Genomic DNA, 16,521 nt, shown 5'->3' with positions numbered 1-16,521 from the left:
TCGACCTCACGCGCCCACCGTGAGCCTCGATGGACATGCTCGAAGCGATCGTGCTGGTGCTCGGAGGGATCGGTGCGGGCGCGCTCTCGACGATGGCGGGCATGGGCGGCGGCGTGCTGCTCGTGGTCACGATGTCGCTCGCGCTCGGGCCCCACGCGGCGCTCGCGACCACCGCGCCTGCGCTCCTCGCGGGCAACCTGCATCGCACGTGGCTCTATCGACACGCGGTCGATCGCGGCGTCGCGCTCACGTTCCTGATCGGCGCGCTGCCGGGAGCGCTGGTGGGCGGGCTCGTGTCGGCGCGCATGCCCGACACAGCGATCGAGGTGCTGCTCGTGATCGTCACCGCGTTCGCGCTGGCGCGGGCCGCGGGAAAGCTCGAGTGGAAGCCCTCGGCGCGTGCGTACCTGCCCTTCGCGTTCGGCGCGGGCATGGTCGCCGCGGGATCGGGCGCGGGCATCCTGGTGTCGCCGATCCTCGTCGCGGGTGGGCTCGCGGGCGAGGCGCTGATCGCGACGTCTTCCGTGGTCGCCGCGACGATGCACGTCGGGCGCATCGCGGGCTACGGCGTCGCGGGCCTCTTCGGCGGCGCGGCGCTGGTGGTCTCGCTATTGCTCGGCGGCGGGATCCTCGCGGGCAACGTGCTCGGCGGGCGCGTGCGCGCGCGCATCGGCGAGGCGTGGTGCATGCGGCTCACGCACCTCGTCCTGGTGGTGTCGCTGATCGCGGCCGTGATCGGGATCGCGCGCTGATCCGGTACGCTCGTCGATGCATGCGGCACTTCGCAGCGATCGGTCTGCGACAGAGCAAACACCTCGTGATCGCGCTCTCGATCGCGCTCGGCGTCACGTCGAGCGTGCCGGCGCAGGACGCGTGCGAGCCCGCGTACCCCGACGTGTGCATCCCGCCCGCGCCGCCCGATCTCGACTGCGGCGACATCGAGGAGCGTGGGTTCCGCGTGCTCGATCCCGATCCGCACCGCTTCGATCGCGATCACGACGGCGTCGGCTGCGAGTCCTGATCGAGCATCAGGTCGGCGTACACGAATCCCTCGCGCTCCACGACCTCGCCTCCGCGCACCGGGAGCGCGCGCTGGAGCATCGGGCCCGCGGACACGAACGTGTGGGTCTCGCCGTTCTCGCCGCAGGGGTCGACCCCCTCGGGCAACGCGTCGAGCAGCGCGTGATCGAGCACGCGCCCCGCGAGCTCGCGCGGGACCTTGCGGGGATCGAGCGTGACGATGTGCGCGCGCACGCCCGCGCTCACCATGTCGCGCGCGAGCGTGTGCGTGGGCACGCCCCAGAGCGGGAAGACCGGCGTGATGCCGGTGCCCTCGAGCCGGCTCTCGCGATAGCGCCGCACCTCTTCGAGGAAGAGATCGCCGAAGATCACGTGGGTCACGCCTTCTCCGCGCGCGACCTCGAGCGCGGCGCGCATGCGCGCTTCGTACTCGTCGTTGGAGCAGGGCCAGGGGAGCGGCACGACGTGCACCGGAAGGCCCGTCGCCTCGGCCTGGGCCATCAGCAGATCGCGACGCACGCCGTGCATCGCGACACGATCGAAGTGCTCGTTCGTCGTCGTCAGCAGCCCGACCACGTCGAGCTCCCCCGACGCGCGCGCCACGTGCAGCGCCCACGCCGCGTCCTTGCCGCTCGACCAGCTCACCCACGCCTTCGGCTTCATCTGCTCCAAGACTGTCGAAAAATCGGCTCGCCCGCAGGTCCTACCGTCCGCGCGCGTTGCGCGCTCCCGTCCGGGACCTGCGGGACGAGCACTCCGGCAAGGACTCAAATCGGCTCGCCCGCAGGTCCCTACCGTCCGCGCGCGTCGCGCGCTCCCGTCCGGGACCTGCGGGACGAGCACTCCGGCAAGGAGTCACTCCATCCTCAACGAGATCTGCAGCGCGACCGATCGCCCCGGAAGCGGCCTCAGCAGTGCGTCGCGCCCCCGCGCGTCGAACAGGTCGCGCACGATCACGTCGACTCTCACCGCGCCTTCCCACGCCGACAAGGACGCGCCCGCGCCGAAGCGCGCGACCTCGGGGATCGGCACGTCGTTCTCCGGTGTGTCGTAGGTCTCTCCGACGTACTCGCCGTCGACCCACGCGCTCACCGAGGCGAGCGGCGCGGGGAGATCGAAGGTCGCGTCCAGGCGTGCGTAGCCGGTGAAGCGCGGGCGGAAGGGAAGGGCGCGCGCGAGCGAGAGATCCTGCGACTCGATCCACGTGAGCGCCGACGCGAGCCCGATGACGCGCTCGAAGCGCAGGCTCGTGCTCGCCTCGATCCCCGCGGTCCACGCCTCCGCGACGTTCTGCGGCGTCCACTGGTTCGCGTCGGTGCGCACGTACCGGATCAGATCGCGCATCCAGAGCCCGAAGCCACGCAGCTCTGCGAAGCCCTCGAGCGCCCCGATGCGCCCGCGCGCGACCACGCCGAGATCGCCGCCGGTCGACTCCTCGGGGCGCAGCGAGGTGTTGCCGGAGATCAGCGCGCCGTCGCCGAACAGATCGACGAACGAGGGCGCGCGCACGCCGGTCGCGAACGATCCCGAGAGCGCGATCCCGGGCACCAGCTCGAGCGCGGCGCCGAGCCGCGCAGTGGGCAGCGCGTCGACGCGCGAGGTGCGCAGGTGCTCGCTGCCCGGTCGGATCTCGGCGAGCGCGGAGTCGATCACCTCGATGCGCGCCGAGGGCCGCAGCTCCCAGCGCATGGTGCGATCGAATCGCCCGTGCAGGCGCGCTTCCAGCGCAGCCACCGCCGAGTCTCGCCGCGACGTGCCGAGCGTCGTGCGCGCGAGCGCGTCCTCGGGCGCGAAGGTCTCGTGCGCGCCGACCGCGACCATCGTCGCGTCCATCCACTCCGCAAGCCGCAGCGTGCCCGCCGCGCGGATCGACGAGCGCGTCACCGTCTGATCGGTCTCGCGCCGCACTTGCCCGTACTGCGCGTAGGGATCGCTCAGCGAGCGTCGATCGAGCGCGACCGACGCGACGAGCTGCACACGCCACGCGGCGAGGTCGGCCTGCTCGGGAGGGCGCCCGCCTTCGAGCCACTCGCTCGCGACCGCGAAGAGCGTGCGCAGATGACGGCGGCGCGCCGCCGACGCCGGGGTCCATCGCGTGACCGGCGGCGGGATGCCACCGGTGCGCGCGAGACCGAGCCCGACGAACGAGAGCGTCGCGTCGCCGGCGCGCAGCCGCGCGTGCATCAGCCCCGCGCCCTCGAGCAGCTGCGCGTTGGTCTGGGTGCGCGGCTCGATCCCGCCGGGCTCGAGCGGCCGCGTGTCGATCGTGATCGGATACGCGCCGCCCGAGTACGTGAGGCCGAGCGTCGTCGCCCACGAGAACGAAGCGCCGTCGACGCTCGCGCCGAGCCGGCCCTGCGCGAGATCGAACGAGCCTCCGCCGCCCACCGCCTCGAGGCGGGTCGCACGCGCGCGACGTGGGACGAGCCGCAGCACACCGCCGATCGCGCCCGCGCCGAGCCACACCGGTGCGCCGCCGCGATGCACCTCGACGCGCTCGAAGAGCCACGGCGGCAGCGTCGAGAGATCGACCGCGCTCCCGTCCGCGGTGGAGAGCGGCACGTCGCCGATCATCACGGTCGTGTGCTCGGCCTCGGCGCCACGCAGCGAGAGCGCGGTGAACCCGCCGAATCCCGCGCTCCGACGGCGTCGCGCGCCCGGCACCTCGAGCAACACCTCGTCGGTGGTCTCGAGCGCGCGCGGGCGATCCTCGAGCTCGATGGTCGTCGCGCTCGACGTCGGATCGAGATCACTGCCCGCCGCGATCGGTCGCTCGATCCGAGCGCGCGCGCCGAACTGCGCATGCGCGGGCGCGCTGGTCGCGACGAGCGCGACGGCGACCCCGCACCATGCCCCGAGCGCGCGCATCTCAGCGCGACGCGCCGAGGCCCGCTGCGCTGCGCGCCCGCCGCTCGGCGCTCCGCGCCTCGCTGCGCCGACCTTCTTCTTCGTAGGTGCGCACCAGGCGCGCCCAGTCCTCGGGCGTCGCTTCGCCGCTCTCGGTGCGCTCCTCGAGGCGCGCCGCGACGTCGTGCCCCTCGGGCTCCCAGAAGCGCACCACGTACGCGAGCGCGTCGGGCGCGCCGGTCGCGTTCGGATCGTCGGCGACGACCGGCGCGAGGAACGTCGAGCCGAAGAACGACGCGCCGATCAGCACCAGCAGTCGATCGGTCAGGCGCCGCTGCGCCCACGCGATCCACGCGAGCGCGAGGAGCGCGAGCAGGAACATCGGCAGCATCGAGCGCGTGCCCCAGAGCTCGTCGCCGAGCTGCTGCGCGATCCAGCTGCCCGCGTTGTACGGCGCGAAGTCGTGGCGCACGAGCCACCGCACGAGCTGCGGCACCGGCCGCGTGAACGCCTCGGGCAGGTGCGGGTAGTAGACGCTCGGCCCGCCCGACGCGATGAACGCCGCGCCCGTCGCGCCCACGACGAGCGCGCCGGTGACGCGCGGCAGCGAGCGCGCCATCCACGTGCCGCCCTCGAGCGCGGCCCACGCGAGGAAGGGCAGACCGATCGCGAGATAACGCGGCCCGACGGTCCATCCGCCGCGCCAGTTGTTCATGAAGCAGATGAGGCCCCAGGTGCCGAGCGGGATCGCGAGCGCGACGAGCGCGTCGAGGCGGGTGCGACGCCGCGCGAGCAGCCGCGGGAACCCGAAGAACGCGAGCAGCAGCACCGGCGTGAGCGGAAAGAGCCCGTAGCCGAGATCGAAGAGCAGCCCGCCCGCCGCGTCGGTCGAGAACGTGCTCGCGCCGAAGAATCCTTCGTTCGCGAGCTCGCGGAACGCGGCGTGCTCGAGGTAGCGATGCCCCGGCGTCATCGGATCGCCGAACGCGCGCCAGTGGAAGTGCAGCACTGCGAGCGTCGGGAGGATCGCGCCGAGCGCGAAGGGCACGAGCCGGTGCCACGGCCGCACGCAGACGAGCGCGTAGAGACAGAGCACCGCGGTCGCGACGAAGCCGGGGTACTCGAGCGCGGTGCACATTGCGGCGAGGAGCCCCGCGAGCCACGCGCCGCCGAACGAGATGCGCTGCGCGTGGCGCGCGCGCTCGAGCAGCATGAACGCGCCGAACGCGGTGGCCGCGCTCGTCGCGTGCGAGACGAACATCGTCGCGTACGCGAGCAGCAGCGATCCCAGCGCGACCGAGAGGAACACTCCGTCGCGCACCACCGGTGGCGCGCCGCGTCGGCCGAGCCAGCGATGGAAGAAGAACAGGAATACCAGCATCGGCAACGCCGACGCGGTCATGCGCACGACCCAGAGCGCGGTGGTGCGATCGAGCGGCGTCTCGCGCAGATCGCACCACTGCCGATAGAGCCAGTAGCCGGGCACGCCCATCAGGCTCGTCCCCGGCGCCTTCACGCTGTAGACGTGCCCCTCGTAGAGCGCCGCGTCGTTCACCCAGCCCCAGCGCGCGCGGATCGCGTCGATCGCGTAGGTGCCCTCGTCGACGATCGCGGCGGTCATGAAGAACCGCACGTTCTCGTTCGGGTTGTTGACCTCGGGCTGGTACGGGAACGCGTAGACGTAGACCGCCGCGCAGATCGCGATCGCGGCCCAGGTGCGAGCGTGCGACGGCGGCGGCGGCGGGATGCGACGCGAGATCATCCGGGAGCGGCGCGCAGCCTAGCAGTCCGCCGAAGAATCTCCCGTCGTTGACGCCCGCGAGGCGCGCAACCTAGGCTCCCCGCGTGCAGCTCGGCACGCACGAATGCACGCCTCACGGCCGCGACGCCGGTGCCCCGAACGGCAGCGCGCGCGGCGGCTCGCTGCGCGCGCTCCCTCCGCGCGGTGGGCGCACGGTCGCGATCACCGGCGCGTGCTCGTTCCTCGGGCGCAACCTCATCGGCGTGCTCGAGGAGGACGACACGATCGCGCGCGTCGTGGTGCTCGACGTCGCCACGCCGCGCACCGCGGGCCGCAAGACGCGCTCGTACCGTGTCGACCTCACGCAGCCGACCGCGGCGGCGCGCGCCTCGGAGATCCTGCGCGCGGAGCAGGTGGACGTGCTCGCCCATCTCGCGTTCCTCTCGAGCCCGACCCCCGCCGAGGGATGGGCGCACGAGCTCGAGAGCGTGGGCACGATGCACCTGCTCGTCGCGGCGCGCGAAGCGGGCGTGCGGCGGGTCGTGGCCGCGTCGCAGACGATGCTCTACGGGCCGCACCGCTCGAATCCGAACTTCCTGTTCGAGGGCGCGGCGCTGCGCGGCATCGAGGGCTGTCGCTTCCTCGCCGACAAGATCGACGCCGAGGTGCAGCTCACGCGCTTCGCGAGCGAGACCGGCGCGCGCACGACGATCCTGCGGCTCGCGCCGGTGCTCGGCCCGACGGTGCGCACCTGGCTCACGCGCTGGCTCTCGCGGCGCTTCGTGCCGACGCTGCTCGGCTTCGACCCGCTCGTGCAGCTGCTGCACGAGGCGGACGCGATCGCGGCGCTCAAGACCGCGATCGACGTCGAGGTGCCCGGCACGTTCAACGTGGCGGGGGAGGGCGTGCTCCCGATCACCACGATCATCAAGCTCGCAGGGCGCATCGGCGCGCCGCTGCCGGGCCCCTTGCTCCGGCGCGCGACGGCGCTGCTCTGGATGGGCGGCATGAACGAGGCGCCCGCGTCCTTCGTGGACTACCTGCGATATCTCTGCGTCGCCGACACGACGCAGGCGCGCGACGCGCTGGGCTTCGAGCCCGCGTACACGACGCGCGAGGCCGTGCTCGACTTCGGCGGCGCGCTGCGCCTGCGCGAGGCGAGACTCATCCGCGAGGCGATCGCGTGAGCGACGACGACGAGCTCGAGCGCCCGCGTCGCGCCTACGTCGCGCCGAAGCCGTCGGCGAAGGCGCGCGCGAAGAAGAAGCACGCGAAGCCGCAGAAGGCGAAGCCCGAGGTGCGCCGCGAGGCGAAGCCCGCGGTGCGTCGCACCATCTCGCCCGACGCGAAGCCGGCCCGCGCATCGGCGCGCCCCGCCGCGAAGCCCGATCGCGCTCCGACGGCGAGCCGCAAGTCCGCACGCCCCGTCGCGCCCGAGCCCGCACCGGAGCCGCGTCACGAGTCGACCGAAACGTCGAAGCCGCGTCGTGCCTCGGCGCGTCCCGCACGCATCGAAGAGCGAGTGATCGCGAGCCCCGAGCCCGCGCAGCCGGTTCCCGACGCTGCGCCCACCGAGCGCAGCGCACGCCCGTCGGTGCGTCGCTCCACGCTCCCGCTCCCGCCCGCGCTCCCCAACGCCGACACCCGCGCGCCCCGTCCGAGCCCGCAGCCCGCACCTCCGGTGCGCCTCGAGCCGAGCTCCCCCGGCACCGTCGCGGCCCCGCGCCCGTCCCGCCCGGCAGCCCGCGCGACGATGCCCGTGCGCGTGTCCCAGCCCCCGCCCGAGCCCGCGGCTCCCGACGCAGCCGTCGCGGCCCCGCTCCCCGAGCCGCCCGCCGCTCCCGACCTCGCCCCCGTCCAGTCGCCCGCTCCCGCTCGCGACCCGGACCTGGACCCCGTCGACGATCTCTACGCGATCGAAGAGACCCTCGATCGCTTCCTCGACGACGCCGCGTCCACCGAGGATCGCGCTGCGCGCCGCCGCGCTGCCGAGGCCTTCGCGCAGGTCGCTGCGCACCTCGGCGGCACCACCGACGCCCCCGAATCCCCCGGCCTCGCGCGCGAGCTCCTGCGCCCCGGCTACTACGTGCGGCAGTGGGGTCGCCTCGGCCTGCGCGACCTCAGCGAAGAGATCGACGAGCTCGGCCTCGATCGCGCCTACGAGGCGCGCTTCCTGCCGCTCTTCGATCGCATCTACCGCAGCTGGTTCCGCGTGCTCGCGCGCGGCCTCGAGCACGTGCCCGACACCGGTCGCTGCCTCGTCGTGGCGAACCACGGCGGCGCGCTCCCGTGGGACGGCCTGATGCTCCGCACCGCGATGCGCCTCGATCATCCGTCGCGCCGCGAGCTGCGCTGGCTCGCCGAGGACTTCGTCGCGCACGCGCCCTTCCTCGGCGCCTTCGTGAACCGCGTCGGCGCGGTGCGCGCCTGCCCCGAGAACGCCGAGCGCATGCTCGCGCGCGACATGCTCGTCGCGGTCTTCCCCGAGGGCGAGAAGGGCCTCGGCAAGCCCTTCGGGCAAAGGTATGAGCTCCAACGATTCGGCCGCGGCGGCTACGTGAAGCTCGCGCTCCGCACCCGTACGCCGATCGTCCCGACCGCGATCGTCGGCAGCGAGGAAGCGTACCCGCTGCTCTTCCGCAGCGGCGCGATCGCGCGCCTCGTCGGCCTGCCCTTCCTGCCGATCACGCCGACGTTCCCGTGGCTCGGCCCGGTCGGCCTCGTCCCGCTCCCGAGCCGCTGGGTGATCCTCTGCGGCGAGCCGATCCATCTCGAGGACGCGGATCCCGACGATCCGATCGCCGTCGCGCACCTCAACGATCGCGTGCGAGGTGCGGTGCAGGATCTCGTCCGACGCGCGCTCGACATGCGCGAGCGCGCGTTCTGATCGCGCTCAGATCTTCCGGAACACGCCGACGACGACGCCGAGGATCTGCGTCTCGCGCCACTCGCTCTTCGGCACCAGGATCGGCGCCATCGTCGAGTTCGCGGGCTCGAGCCGGATGTGCGTCGACTCCGGGTAGAAGTACTTGCAGGTCGCTTCGTCGCCGACCATCGCGATCACGATCGTCCCGCGCGCCGCCTGCGCCTGCTTGCGCACGAAGACGTAGTCGCCGTCGTGGATGCCGGCCTCGATCATCGACTCGCCCTGGATCCGCAGGCCGAACACGTCGCCGCCGCGCGCCCCACGCCCCAGCAGCATCCGATCGATGCGCACCGTGTCGCCGCCGTGCTGCTCGATCGCTTCGATCGGCAGACCCGCCGCGACGCGACCGAGGATCGGGATCTCGATCATGTCGTCGTTCGCGGCCTCGGCCTCGCGCGTCGTCTCGACGTCGACGAGATCGTGCTCCTCGCGCGCGATGCCGCCGCCCATGCTCGCCGCGCCACGTCCCACGATGCGCAGCGTCGTGTCGGTCGGGCGCAGCGTGCGCGACTTCATGTCCTCGCGCGTGAGATAGCCCTTCCGCTCGAGCGCGCGGAGGTGATCGTTCACGCCGTTGGTGCTGCGGATGCCGAGCTTCAGCCCGATCTCGCGAAGCGTCGGCGGGTACCCGCGGTCCTGGATCGACTCGCAGATGTACTCGAGCACCATCCGCTGACGATCGGTGAGCTTGTTCATCGAGGGCCTCCGCTGCCCGCGCGCTGTTCACCTGGGCAGGTGCGACAAACGATTACGTGACGCCTGTGCACCAGTCAAGATTTTCGCATCGCACGTGACGCACGACATCGAGAACGAAAGTCAGATCGCCCGCTGCGCTCGCGCGTCGGAGGCCGTCCATGCGCCGATCGCTGCTCGCCTCGCTCGCCGCGCTCCTGGTCACATTCGCCGCGCAGGGACGCGTCCACGCGATCGGCGTGCTGCTCCCGACACGTCCCGAGATCGAGCCCCTCGCGATCCGACACCACCGCGTGTCGATCAGCGTGCGCGAGCGGATCGCGGAGACGCGCGTCGAGCAGGTGTTCCTGAACCAGTCGGGCGAGACCCTCGAGGCGACCTACGTCTTCCCGGTCCCGCCCGGCGCGACGGTGAGCGGCTTCACGATGTGGGTCGACGGTCGCCCGCAGCGCGGCGAGCTCCTCGAGTCCGCGCAGGCGCGCGCGGTGTACGAGCAGATCGTCGCGCGCATGCGCGATCCCGGGCTCGTCGAGCAGATCGGCGGCAACCTCTTCCGCGCCCGCGTCTTCCCGATCGCGCCGCACAGCGAGCAGCGCATCGAGCTGCGCTTCACGCAGACGCTCGAGTACCAGAGCGGCGTCGTGCACTACCGCTATCCGCTGCGCACCGCGGGGCGCGCGGCGCGGACGCTCGAGGACCTCACGATCACCGCCGAGATCGTCTCGCGCACGCCGGTGCGCGCGATCTACTCGCCGACCCACGCGGTCGCGATCGCGCGCGAAGGCGACCAGCGCGCGATCGCGTCCTACGAGGGCCATCGCGTCGCGCTCGATCAGGACTTCGACCTCTACTACGCGGTCGCCGACGGAGACGTCGGGCTCTCCTTGCTCTCGCACCGCGCGAGCGGCGACGACGGCTACTTCCTCGCGATGATCGCGCCGCGCACCGCGCTCACCGAGCACGAGCTCGCGAGCAAGGAAGTCATCTTCGTGTTCGACACGTCGGGCTCGATGGCGGGCGACAAGATCGAGCGGGCGCGCGCCGCGCTCGATCACATGCTCGCGCGGCTCGGCCCGAACGATTCGTTCCAGGTCGTACGCTTCTCGACCGACGTCGAGCTCCTCTTCGATCGCGGCGCTTCGATGCCCGCGACCCCCGCGAACGTCGCGTCGGCACGTCGCTTCGCGAGCCGCTTCGTCGCGGCGGGCGGCACCGCGATCCATCCCGCGCTCCACGAGGCGCTGCGCACCCGCGCGCCCGCCGGCGCGCCGCCGCGCATGATCGTGTTCCTCACCGACGGCATGCCCACCGTCGGCCAGACCGATCCCGCCACGATCGTGCGCGAGGTGACCGCGCGCACCGCGGCGAGCACGGGCGCGAGCACGCGCCTCTTCGTGTTCGGCGTCGGCGACGACGTGAACACGACGTTCCTCGACGCGCTCGCGGTCGGCAGTGGCGGCTCGTCCGACTACGTGCGCGGCGCGGACGGCGTCGAGCTCCAGCAGCGTCTCTCGACCTTCTACGATCGCATCGCGTACCCGGTGCTCGCTGACCTCCACCTCGCGCTCCCCGGCGCGTCCGCGTTCGACGTGTACCCTCGCGATCTCGGGCATCTCTACCGGGGCGATCAGCTCCTCGTCGTCGGTCGATATCGCGGCGAGGGCCCGGTGCAGGTGGTGCTCGAGGGGCGCGTCGGCGGCGCCACGCCGCTGCGCCTCGAGTTCCCGGTGACGATGCCCGGCGCCGAGACGCGCAACGACTTCCTGCCGCGCGTCTGGGCGACGCGGAAGGTCGCGACGCTGCTCGACGAGATCCGCCTGAACGGCGAGCGCCCCGAGCTGCGCGAGGAGGTCGTGCGGCTCGCGCGACAGTTCGGTCTGGTCACGCCGTACACGAGCTACCTCGTCGCCGAGGACGTCGAGATGCCGCGCAGCATCGCGCCGATGCCCGACGTGCGCCCGATGGAAGAGCCGGCGCCGGTGAGCGAGGCAGAGGCCGACTTCGAGCGGTTCGCGGACGCGACCGCCGCGCGCGCGCCCGAGACGACGAGCTCCGGGAGCTCGGGCGCCGGCGCGTCCGCGTCGATGGCGCCCGAAGGCGGACGTGGCGAGAGCGGTCGTCGCCTCTCGGCGCGCCTCCGCGATCTGCGGGGCGCCGAGCAGGCCGCGGCGCTCGGCGCGCAGGACGCGCGCTTCGTGCTGGGTCGCGCGTTCGTGCGTCGCGACGGCATGTGGGTCGACTCGCGGTATCGCGCGGGCCGGCGCGAGCTGAGGATGCGCTGGGGCAGCGAGGGCTACTTCGCGCTGCTGCGCGCGCGACCCGAGCTGGGCCCCGCGCTCGCGCTCGGAGAACGTGTGACCATCGCGATCGACGACGCGCGCGTGATCGTGATCGATCCGAGCGCGCCCGAGCGCGTGACCGAGACCGACGTCAGCGCGTTCCTGCGGTGAGCGGGAGCGCGGGAGGAAGAGCATGAGAGAGAGACGATGGTGCGGCGCTCCATTCGCCGCGGCCGCGCTCCTCGTCGCGGGCACGCTCGCGGCGGGATGCGGCGGCAGCGCTCCACGCACGAGCTACGGCGCGACGGTCGAGACCACCGCGTCGTCGTACGGCGGCGGAGGCGCGAGCGGCTACGACGACGTCTGGCGGGAGCGGTCGACGGGCTCGTACGGCAGCACCGACAGCGCGGGCGCGACGATGGACTTCGAGGGCGAGGCCGACGAGGGGGCCGATTACGAGCAGTCGGTCGTGCTCGAGTCCGAGGCGCGCGCCGTGCCCCGCGAGCCCGCCGCGGCACCCGCGTCGGATCACGTCGCGAGCACGCGCAGCGAAGAGCGCCCGATGATCGCGCAGGCGACGCCGCGCCAGACCCCGCCGACCGCGAGCACCACGCCGCGCGAGCAGGCCCAGGCGCAAGCGGCACAGACCGCGACCGATGCGGTCGACACCTCGGGCCCGCTGCTCATCTACACCGCGCTCATGCACCTCGCGGTCTACGAGGTCGCCGAGAGCCAGGAGCGCATCGTCGCTGCGACGCGCGAGCTCGGCGGCTTCGTGTTCACCCAGGCCGACGATCGCCTGGTGGTGCGTGTCCCCGCGCCGCGCTTCCACGCGCTGATCGAGCAGGTCGAGCAGGCGGGCGACGTCGAGCACCGCGAGGTCCAGGCGCAGGACGTGAGCGAGGAGTTCCACGACGTCGACATCCGCATCCGCAACCTCGAGGCGATGCGCCGCCGCGTCGAGACGCTCCTCGCGCAGGCACAGACCGTCGAGGACGCGCTGCGGGTCGAGCAGCAGCTGCAGCGCATCACCGAGGAGCTCGAGCGCCTGCGCGGGCGCCAGCGCTTCCTCGCGGATCGCATCGCGTTCTCGACCGTCACCGTGCTCTTCCGGCCGCGCCCGCGCGAGCTCCTGGGGCAGCCGGACATCTTCCAGCTCCCCTTCCCGTGGCTCGATCAGCTGGGCCTCGCGACCCTCCTGGACCTGCGATGAGGCGCCCCATGACCACGACGACGAGGACGATCCTGTTCGCGCTCGCGCTCACGCTCGGCGCGTGTGGCCCGCACTTCGGCATCGACACGCCCGACGACTTCGTCTCGCTCGACGAGGGCACGCAGCAGCAGCGCGGCTACGCGATGCGCGCGACCACCGCGGACGGAGTCGTGATCGCGGTCCGCGAGATCGACGATCCGCGCCGCGGCACCCGCGACTTCTGGGTCGAGGCGATCCGCAACCGGCTGCGTCGCGCCGGCGGCTACGCGCTCCTCGAGGAGGAGGACATCCGCGCCGCGAGCGGCGACACCGGGCACCAGATGCGCTTCGGCCGCGACGAGAGCGGCCGTCCCTACGCGTACTGGATCACGGTGTTCGTGCGCGAGGGGCGCGTGACCGTGGTCGAGGCGGGCGGGCGCCGCGAGGTGTTCGACGAAGAGGTCGAGGACGTGCGGCGCGCGATCGCGAGCATTCGGATCCAGTGAACGACGGAGACGATCGTTCGGCCCCGCCGAACGATCGTCAGTCCCGCACGCAGCGCCCCATGCGGCAGCGCTCGCGAGGTCCGCAGCGCGTGCCGCACGCGCCGCAGTGGTTCTCGTCGTCGAGGATCCGCGTCTCGCATCCGTCGTCGATGCGCCCGTTGCAGTCGCGCCGATCGGCGCGCGTGCAGGTCGCGATCGCGCAGGTCCCCGTGCTGCACGTCGCCGTCGCGTCGGGGCCCACGGTGCAGCGCGCCCCGCACGCGCCGCAGCTGGTCAGCGAGTCGAGCCGCGTCTCGCATCCGGGCATCGCCGCGCTGCAGTCGCCGAAGAGCGCGTTGCACGCCATCTCGCAGGTGCCGCTCGCGCACGTCGCGGTCGCGTTGGGGAAGGGCCCGCACGCCGCGTTGCACGCGCCGCAGCTCGTGAGCGTGCGCAGGCTCTGCTCGCATCCCGGCATCGCCGCGTCGCAGTCGCCCCACTCGGGATCGCACGCGACCATCGTGCACGTCCCGCCGGTGCAGGCGTCGCTCGCGTGCGGGAGATCGCACCCGATGCCGCACGCGCCGCAGCTCGTCAGCGTGTCGAGCGGGGTCTCGCACCCGTCGCTCGCCATGCCGTTGCAGTCGCCCCATCCGGGCTCGCACGCGCCGAGCGTGCAGGTGCCGCTCGCGCACGACTCCGCGGCGTTCGCGAGCGCGCACGCGACCCCGCAGCCGCCGCAGTCGGTCAGCGTGTCGAGCGGCGTCTCGCAGCCGGTGCTCGTGGTGCCGTCGCAGTCGGCGGTGCCGGGCTCGCACGTCGCGATCGCGCAGCGCCCGCCCGCGCACGTCTCGTTCGCGCCCGGCAGATCGCAGCCCACGTCGCAGCCGCCGCAGTCGGTCAGCGTGTCGAGCGGCGTCTCGCACCCGTTGTCCGCGCGGCCGTCGCAGTCGTCCCACCCGGGATCGCAGGCCGCGATGCTGCACGCGCCGGTCGCGCACTGCGCGGTCGCGTGGGCCGGCGCGCACGGCTGATCGCACCCGCCGCAGTGATCGAGGCTCGTCCCGAGATCCGCGCACTCGGTCCCGCAGAGCGTCTCGCCCGCGCCACACGCGCTGCGGCACGCGCGCACGCCGCCGACCTCGCTGCAGAGCGGCGCCGGCGCGACGCACGACACGTCGCACGTTCCGCAGTGGCTCGCCGTCTCGAGGCTGGTCTCGCACCCCGGCGTGGCCGCGTCGCAGTCGCCCCAGCCCCCATCGCACGCGACGACCTCGCACGTCCCGGCGCTGCACGTCTCGCTCGCGTGGAGCAGCGCGCACGCGCGCCCGCACGTGCCGCAGTCCGCGAGCGTGTCGAGCCGGGTCTCGCAGCCGTCGCTCACCATGCCGTTGCAGTCGCCCCAGCCGGTCTCGCACGCGCCGATCGCGCAGCGACCCCCGATGCACGCCGGGCTCCCGTTCGCCGGCGTCGGGCACTCCACGTCGCACGCGCCGCAGTCGGTCACGGTGTCGATCGGCACCTCGCACCCGTTCCCCGCCAGTCCGTCGCAGCTCGCGAACCCGGGCTCGCACGCGACGAAGCCGCAGGTGCCGCCGGCGCAGCTCGGCGCGGCGTTCGCGGGCTCGCAGTGCACGCCGCACGCGCCGCAGTGCACGAGATCGTCGAGGCGCTGCTCGCACCCGTTCTCCACGCGATCGTCGCAGTCGCGGAACCCCGGCGCGCACGACTGCACCGCGCACACCGTGCCGAAGCAGTCGGGCGTGCCGTGCTCGACCGCGCACTCGCGCCCGCACTCACCGCACATCGTCAGCGAGTCGAGCGGCGTCTCGCAGCCCGTGCGCACCTCGAGGTCGCAGTCGCCGAAGCCCTCGCTGCACGCGACGCCGCACTCGCCGTCGATGCACGCGGGCGTCGAGTTGCCGAACGCCGGGCACCGCCGATCGCACGCACCGCAGTGCATCGCGTTGGTCTGCAGATCGATCCCTTCGTCGATGCGATCGTCGCAGTCGTCGTCGACGCCGTTGCACAGCTCGACGCCCAGACAGCCGTCGCCGACGCTGCCGTCGTGCGCGAGCCGCGGGATCGTTCCGTCGTAGTCCTGCAGCTCCGTCGCGTCGACGAGCACCGCGCGACACGTGCCGTGCTCGCACGTCGTGTCGCCCGCGCAGGCCACGCCCGCGCACCCGCGCTCGAGGTGCAGCGTGAGCACGAGGGTGTGCCCCGTGACCATGAACGCGCGCGCCCGCCGCTCGACGATCGCGGTGCTCTCGTGCAGCGCCCGCGCGGTGATCTCGACCGGACCGAGCGCGCCCCCGCGATGCACCACGCCGAGCGTCGCCGGGATCGTGATCGCCGCGTCGCCCGAGAGATCCCCCGCGACCCGCTGCATCGTGCCGTCGGGCGCGGTCACCTCGATCTCGATCGCGGTCGCCTCCGCGGGGATCGCGAGATCGGTGTCGGTGACGACGATCAGCTGCGTCAGCGGTCGCTCGTTGCACGCGACGAGCGCGGTCGCGGCGAGCGCCGCGGTCGCGAGCCGGAGCGCGCGCGTCATCGTCCGATCTCCACCCAGCCCAGCGTTCCGTCGAACGGCGCGGGCTCCTGCGCCGGCGCCGCGAGCACCACCGCGACCACCACCGCCGCGGCCACGACGAGCACGCCGCCGGTGACGCCGAGCGCGATCCACGTGCCCTCGTCGCTGCTCTCCACGTCGGGCGGGCTCGTCGGATCCAGCGCGGTCCGCGCCGCGGCCTCGGGCCCGATCGCGCTCGCCGCCGGACGCTCCGGTCGCGCCGGGATCTCGAGCTCGATCTCCTCGCTGCCGCCCGGCTCGATGTGCACGCGCGCGCTCGCGACGATCTCGCCGTCGCGCCGCGCCTCGAGCACGTGCTCGCCGGGATCCACCGGGGCCGCGGTGCCGAGCAGCGACGACGCGAGCTCGTGCGTGCCGAGCGCGACCGACACGTCGTCGTGCGGCCCGCGAAGGTGCACCGCGAGCCTGCCGATGCGCGGCTCCGCGTCGCGGATCACGCGCGACGCATCGGCGCGCACGTTCGCGGCCACGCTCTCGTCGCGCACCAGCCGGCGCAGGATCTCGGTGCCCTCGACCAGCCGCCCCGACTCCACGAGCGCGTGCCCGAGGTTGTACGCGATGACCGCGGACGCCCGCAGCTCGTGCGCGCGGGCGAAACGATCCGCGGCGCAGCTCCAGTCGCTGCGGTCCGCGCACGCCACGCCTTCCTGGAAGAGCGCTCTCGCCGCGGCCGTGTCTCGCACCGAGGCGTCCTGCGCGGATGCGCTCGATCGAGGGACCGCGATCGCGAGCGCGACCGCCA

General features: G+C 73.2%; 13 protein-coding genes. 7 read left to right on the top strand and 6 right to left on the bottom strand.

What is annotated here, in order from left to right:
• Nucleotides 1-35 precede the first annotated feature (35 nt).
• Both I5071_RS15950 and I5071_RS15945 read left to right on the top strand, forming a co-directional pair.
• Nucleotides 36-752, top strand: a complete 717-nt coding sequence (locus tag I5071_RS15950) for a sulfite exporter TauE/SafE family protein (protein WP_236606315.1) — start codon at nt 36-38, stop codon at nt 750-752.
• Nucleotides 753-772: 20 nt separating this feature from the next.
• Nucleotides 773-1,021, top strand: a complete 249-nt coding sequence (locus tag I5071_RS15945) for a hypothetical protein (RefSeq protein WP_236606314.1) — start codon at nt 773-775, stop codon at nt 1,019-1,021.
• On the opposite strand, the gene I5071_RS15940 is transcribed toward I5071_RS15945, so the two are convergent.
• The 3 genes from I5071_RS15940 to I5071_RS15930 all read right to left on the bottom strand — a co-directional run bounded on the left by I5071_RS15940 (nt 994) and on the right by I5071_RS15930 (nt 5,629).
• Nucleotides 994-1,683 (bottom strand): adenine nucleotide alpha hydrolase, encoded by a 690-nt coding sequence (locus I5071_RS15940; protein WP_236606313.1) that lies wholly within the window; start codon nt 1,681-1,683, stop codon nt 994-996. The genes I5071_RS15945 and I5071_RS15940 overlap by 28 nt on opposite strands.
• Before the next feature lie 192 nt (nt 1,684-1,875).
• Entirely contained in the window at nt 1,876-3,888 is a 2,013-nt protein-coding gene (locus I5071_RS15935; protein ID WP_236606312.1) for a TonB-dependent receptor plug domain-containing protein, read from the bottom strand.
• A gap of 1 nt (nt 3,889) precedes the next feature.
• Nucleotides 3,890-5,629 (bottom strand): hypothetical protein, encoded by a 1,740-nt coding sequence (locus I5071_RS15930; RefSeq protein ID WP_236606311.1) that lies wholly within the window; start codon nt 5,627-5,629, stop codon nt 3,890-3,892.
• Between the two features lie 83 nt (nt 5,630-5,712).
• On the opposite strand from I5071_RS15930, the gene I5071_RS15925 reads away from it, so the two are divergent.
• Nucleotides 5,713-6,795 (top strand): NAD-dependent epimerase/dehydratase family protein, encoded by a 1,083-nt coding sequence (locus I5071_RS15925; protein ID WP_236606310.1) that lies wholly within the window; start codon nt 5,713-5,715, stop codon nt 6,793-6,795.
• Nucleotides 6,792-8,495, top strand: a complete 1,704-nt coding sequence (locus tag I5071_RS15920; protein ID WP_236606309.1) for a lysophospholipid acyltransferase family protein — start codon at nt 6,792-6,794, stop codon at nt 8,493-8,495. The genes I5071_RS15925 and I5071_RS15920 overlap by 4 nt, the downstream gene beginning before the upstream one ends.
• Nucleotides 8,496-8,501: 6 nt before the next feature.
• On the opposite strand, the gene lexA is transcribed toward I5071_RS15920, so the two are convergent.
• Complete coding sequence (lexA, locus tag I5071_RS15915) at nt 8,502-9,230, bottom strand: transcriptional repressor LexA (protein WP_236606308.1); 729 nt, start codon at nt 9,228-9,230, stop codon at nt 8,502-8,504.
• A 158-nt stretch (nt 9,231-9,388) separates the two neighbouring features.
• Here lexA and I5071_RS15910 point away from each other — a divergent pair, with 158 nt between their 5' ends.
• The 3 genes from I5071_RS15910 to I5071_RS15900 are packed head-to-tail and all read left to right on the top strand — an operon-like array spanning nt 9,389 to nt 13,204.
• The gene (locus I5071_RS15910) at nt 9,389-11,677 is read left to right on the top strand and encodes a VIT and vWA domain-containing protein (RefSeq protein ID WP_236606307.1); all 2,289 of its coding nucleotides are present in this window, start codon (nt 9,389-9,391) and stop codon (nt 11,675-11,677) included.
• Nucleotides 11,678-11,699: 22 nt separating this feature from the next.
• On the top strand, nt 11,700-12,719 hold the full coding sequence (locus I5071_RS15905) for a DUF4349 domain-containing protein (RefSeq protein ID WP_236606306.1): 1,020 nt from the start codon (nt 11,700-11,702) through the stop codon (nt 12,717-12,719).
• An 8-nt stretch (nt 12,720-12,727) separates the two neighbouring features.
• The gene (locus I5071_RS15900; RefSeq protein ID WP_236606305.1) at nt 12,728-13,204 is read left to right on the top strand and encodes a serine/threonine protein kinase; all 477 of its coding nucleotides are present in this window, start codon (nt 12,728-12,730) and stop codon (nt 13,202-13,204) included.
• A gap of 37 nt (nt 13,205-13,241) precedes the next feature.
• Here the strand turns inward: I5071_RS15900 and I5071_RS15895 are convergent, their stop codons facing one another.
• Nucleotides 13,242-15,740 (bottom strand): hypothetical protein, encoded by a 2,499-nt coding sequence (locus tag I5071_RS15895; protein ID WP_236606304.1) that lies wholly within the window; start codon nt 15,738-15,740, stop codon nt 13,242-13,244.
• Complete coding sequence (locus tag I5071_RS15890) at nt 15,737-16,462, bottom strand: hypothetical protein (RefSeq protein WP_236606303.1); 726 nt, start codon at nt 16,460-16,462, stop codon at nt 15,737-15,739. Before I5071_RS15890 ends, I5071_RS15895 begins: the two co-directional genes overlap by 4 nt.
• Nucleotides 16,463-16,521 lie beyond the last annotated feature (59 nt).

Source organism: Sandaracinus amylolyticus (assembly GCF_021631985.1).
Lineage (GTDB): Bacteria > Myxococcota_A > Polyangia > Polyangiales > Sandaracinaceae > Sandaracinus > Sandaracinus amylolyticus_A.
This window is presented reverse-complemented; position numbering and strand designations above follow the sequence as displayed.

Excerpts from the sequence above, each read along its gene's own strand:
- I5071_RS15950 (WP_236606315.1), top strand. The coding sequence starts at position 36 with ATGCTCGAAGCGATCGTGCTGGTGCTCGGAGGGATCGGTGCGGGCGCG.
- I5071_RS15945 (WP_236606314.1), top strand. The coding sequence starts at position 773 with ATGCGGCACTTCGCAGCGATCGGTCTGCGACAGAGCAAACACCTCGTG.
- I5071_RS15940 (WP_236606313.1), bottom strand. The coding sequence starts at position 1,683 with ATGAAGCCGAAGGCGTGGGTGAGCTGGTCGAGCGGCAAGGACGCGGCG.
- I5071_RS15935 (WP_236606312.1), bottom strand. The coding sequence starts at position 3,888 with ATGCGCGCGCTCGGGGCATGGTGCGGGGTCGCCGTCGCGCTCGTCGCG.
- I5071_RS15930 (WP_236606311.1), bottom strand. The coding sequence starts at position 5,629 with ATGATCTCGCGTCGCATCCCGCCGCCGCCGCCGTCGCACGCTCGCACC.
- lexA (WP_236606308.1), bottom strand. The coding sequence starts at position 9,230 with ATGAACAAGCTCACCGATCGTCAGCGGATGGTGCTCGAGTACATCTGC.
- I5071_RS15910 (WP_236606307.1), top strand. The coding sequence starts at position 9,389 with ATGCGCCGATCGCTGCTCGCCTCGCTCGCCGCGCTCCTGGTCACATTC.
- I5071_RS15905 (WP_236606306.1), top strand. The coding sequence starts at position 11,700 with ATGAGAGAGAGACGATGGTGCGGCGCTCCATTCGCCGCGGCCGCGCTC.
- I5071_RS15900 (WP_236606305.1), top strand. The coding sequence starts at position 12,728 with ATGACCACGACGACGAGGACGATCCTGTTCGCGCTCGCGCTCACGCTC.
- I5071_RS15895 (WP_236606304.1), bottom strand. The coding sequence starts at position 15,740 with ATGACGCGCGCGCTCCGGCTCGCGACCGCGGCGCTCGCCGCGACCGCG.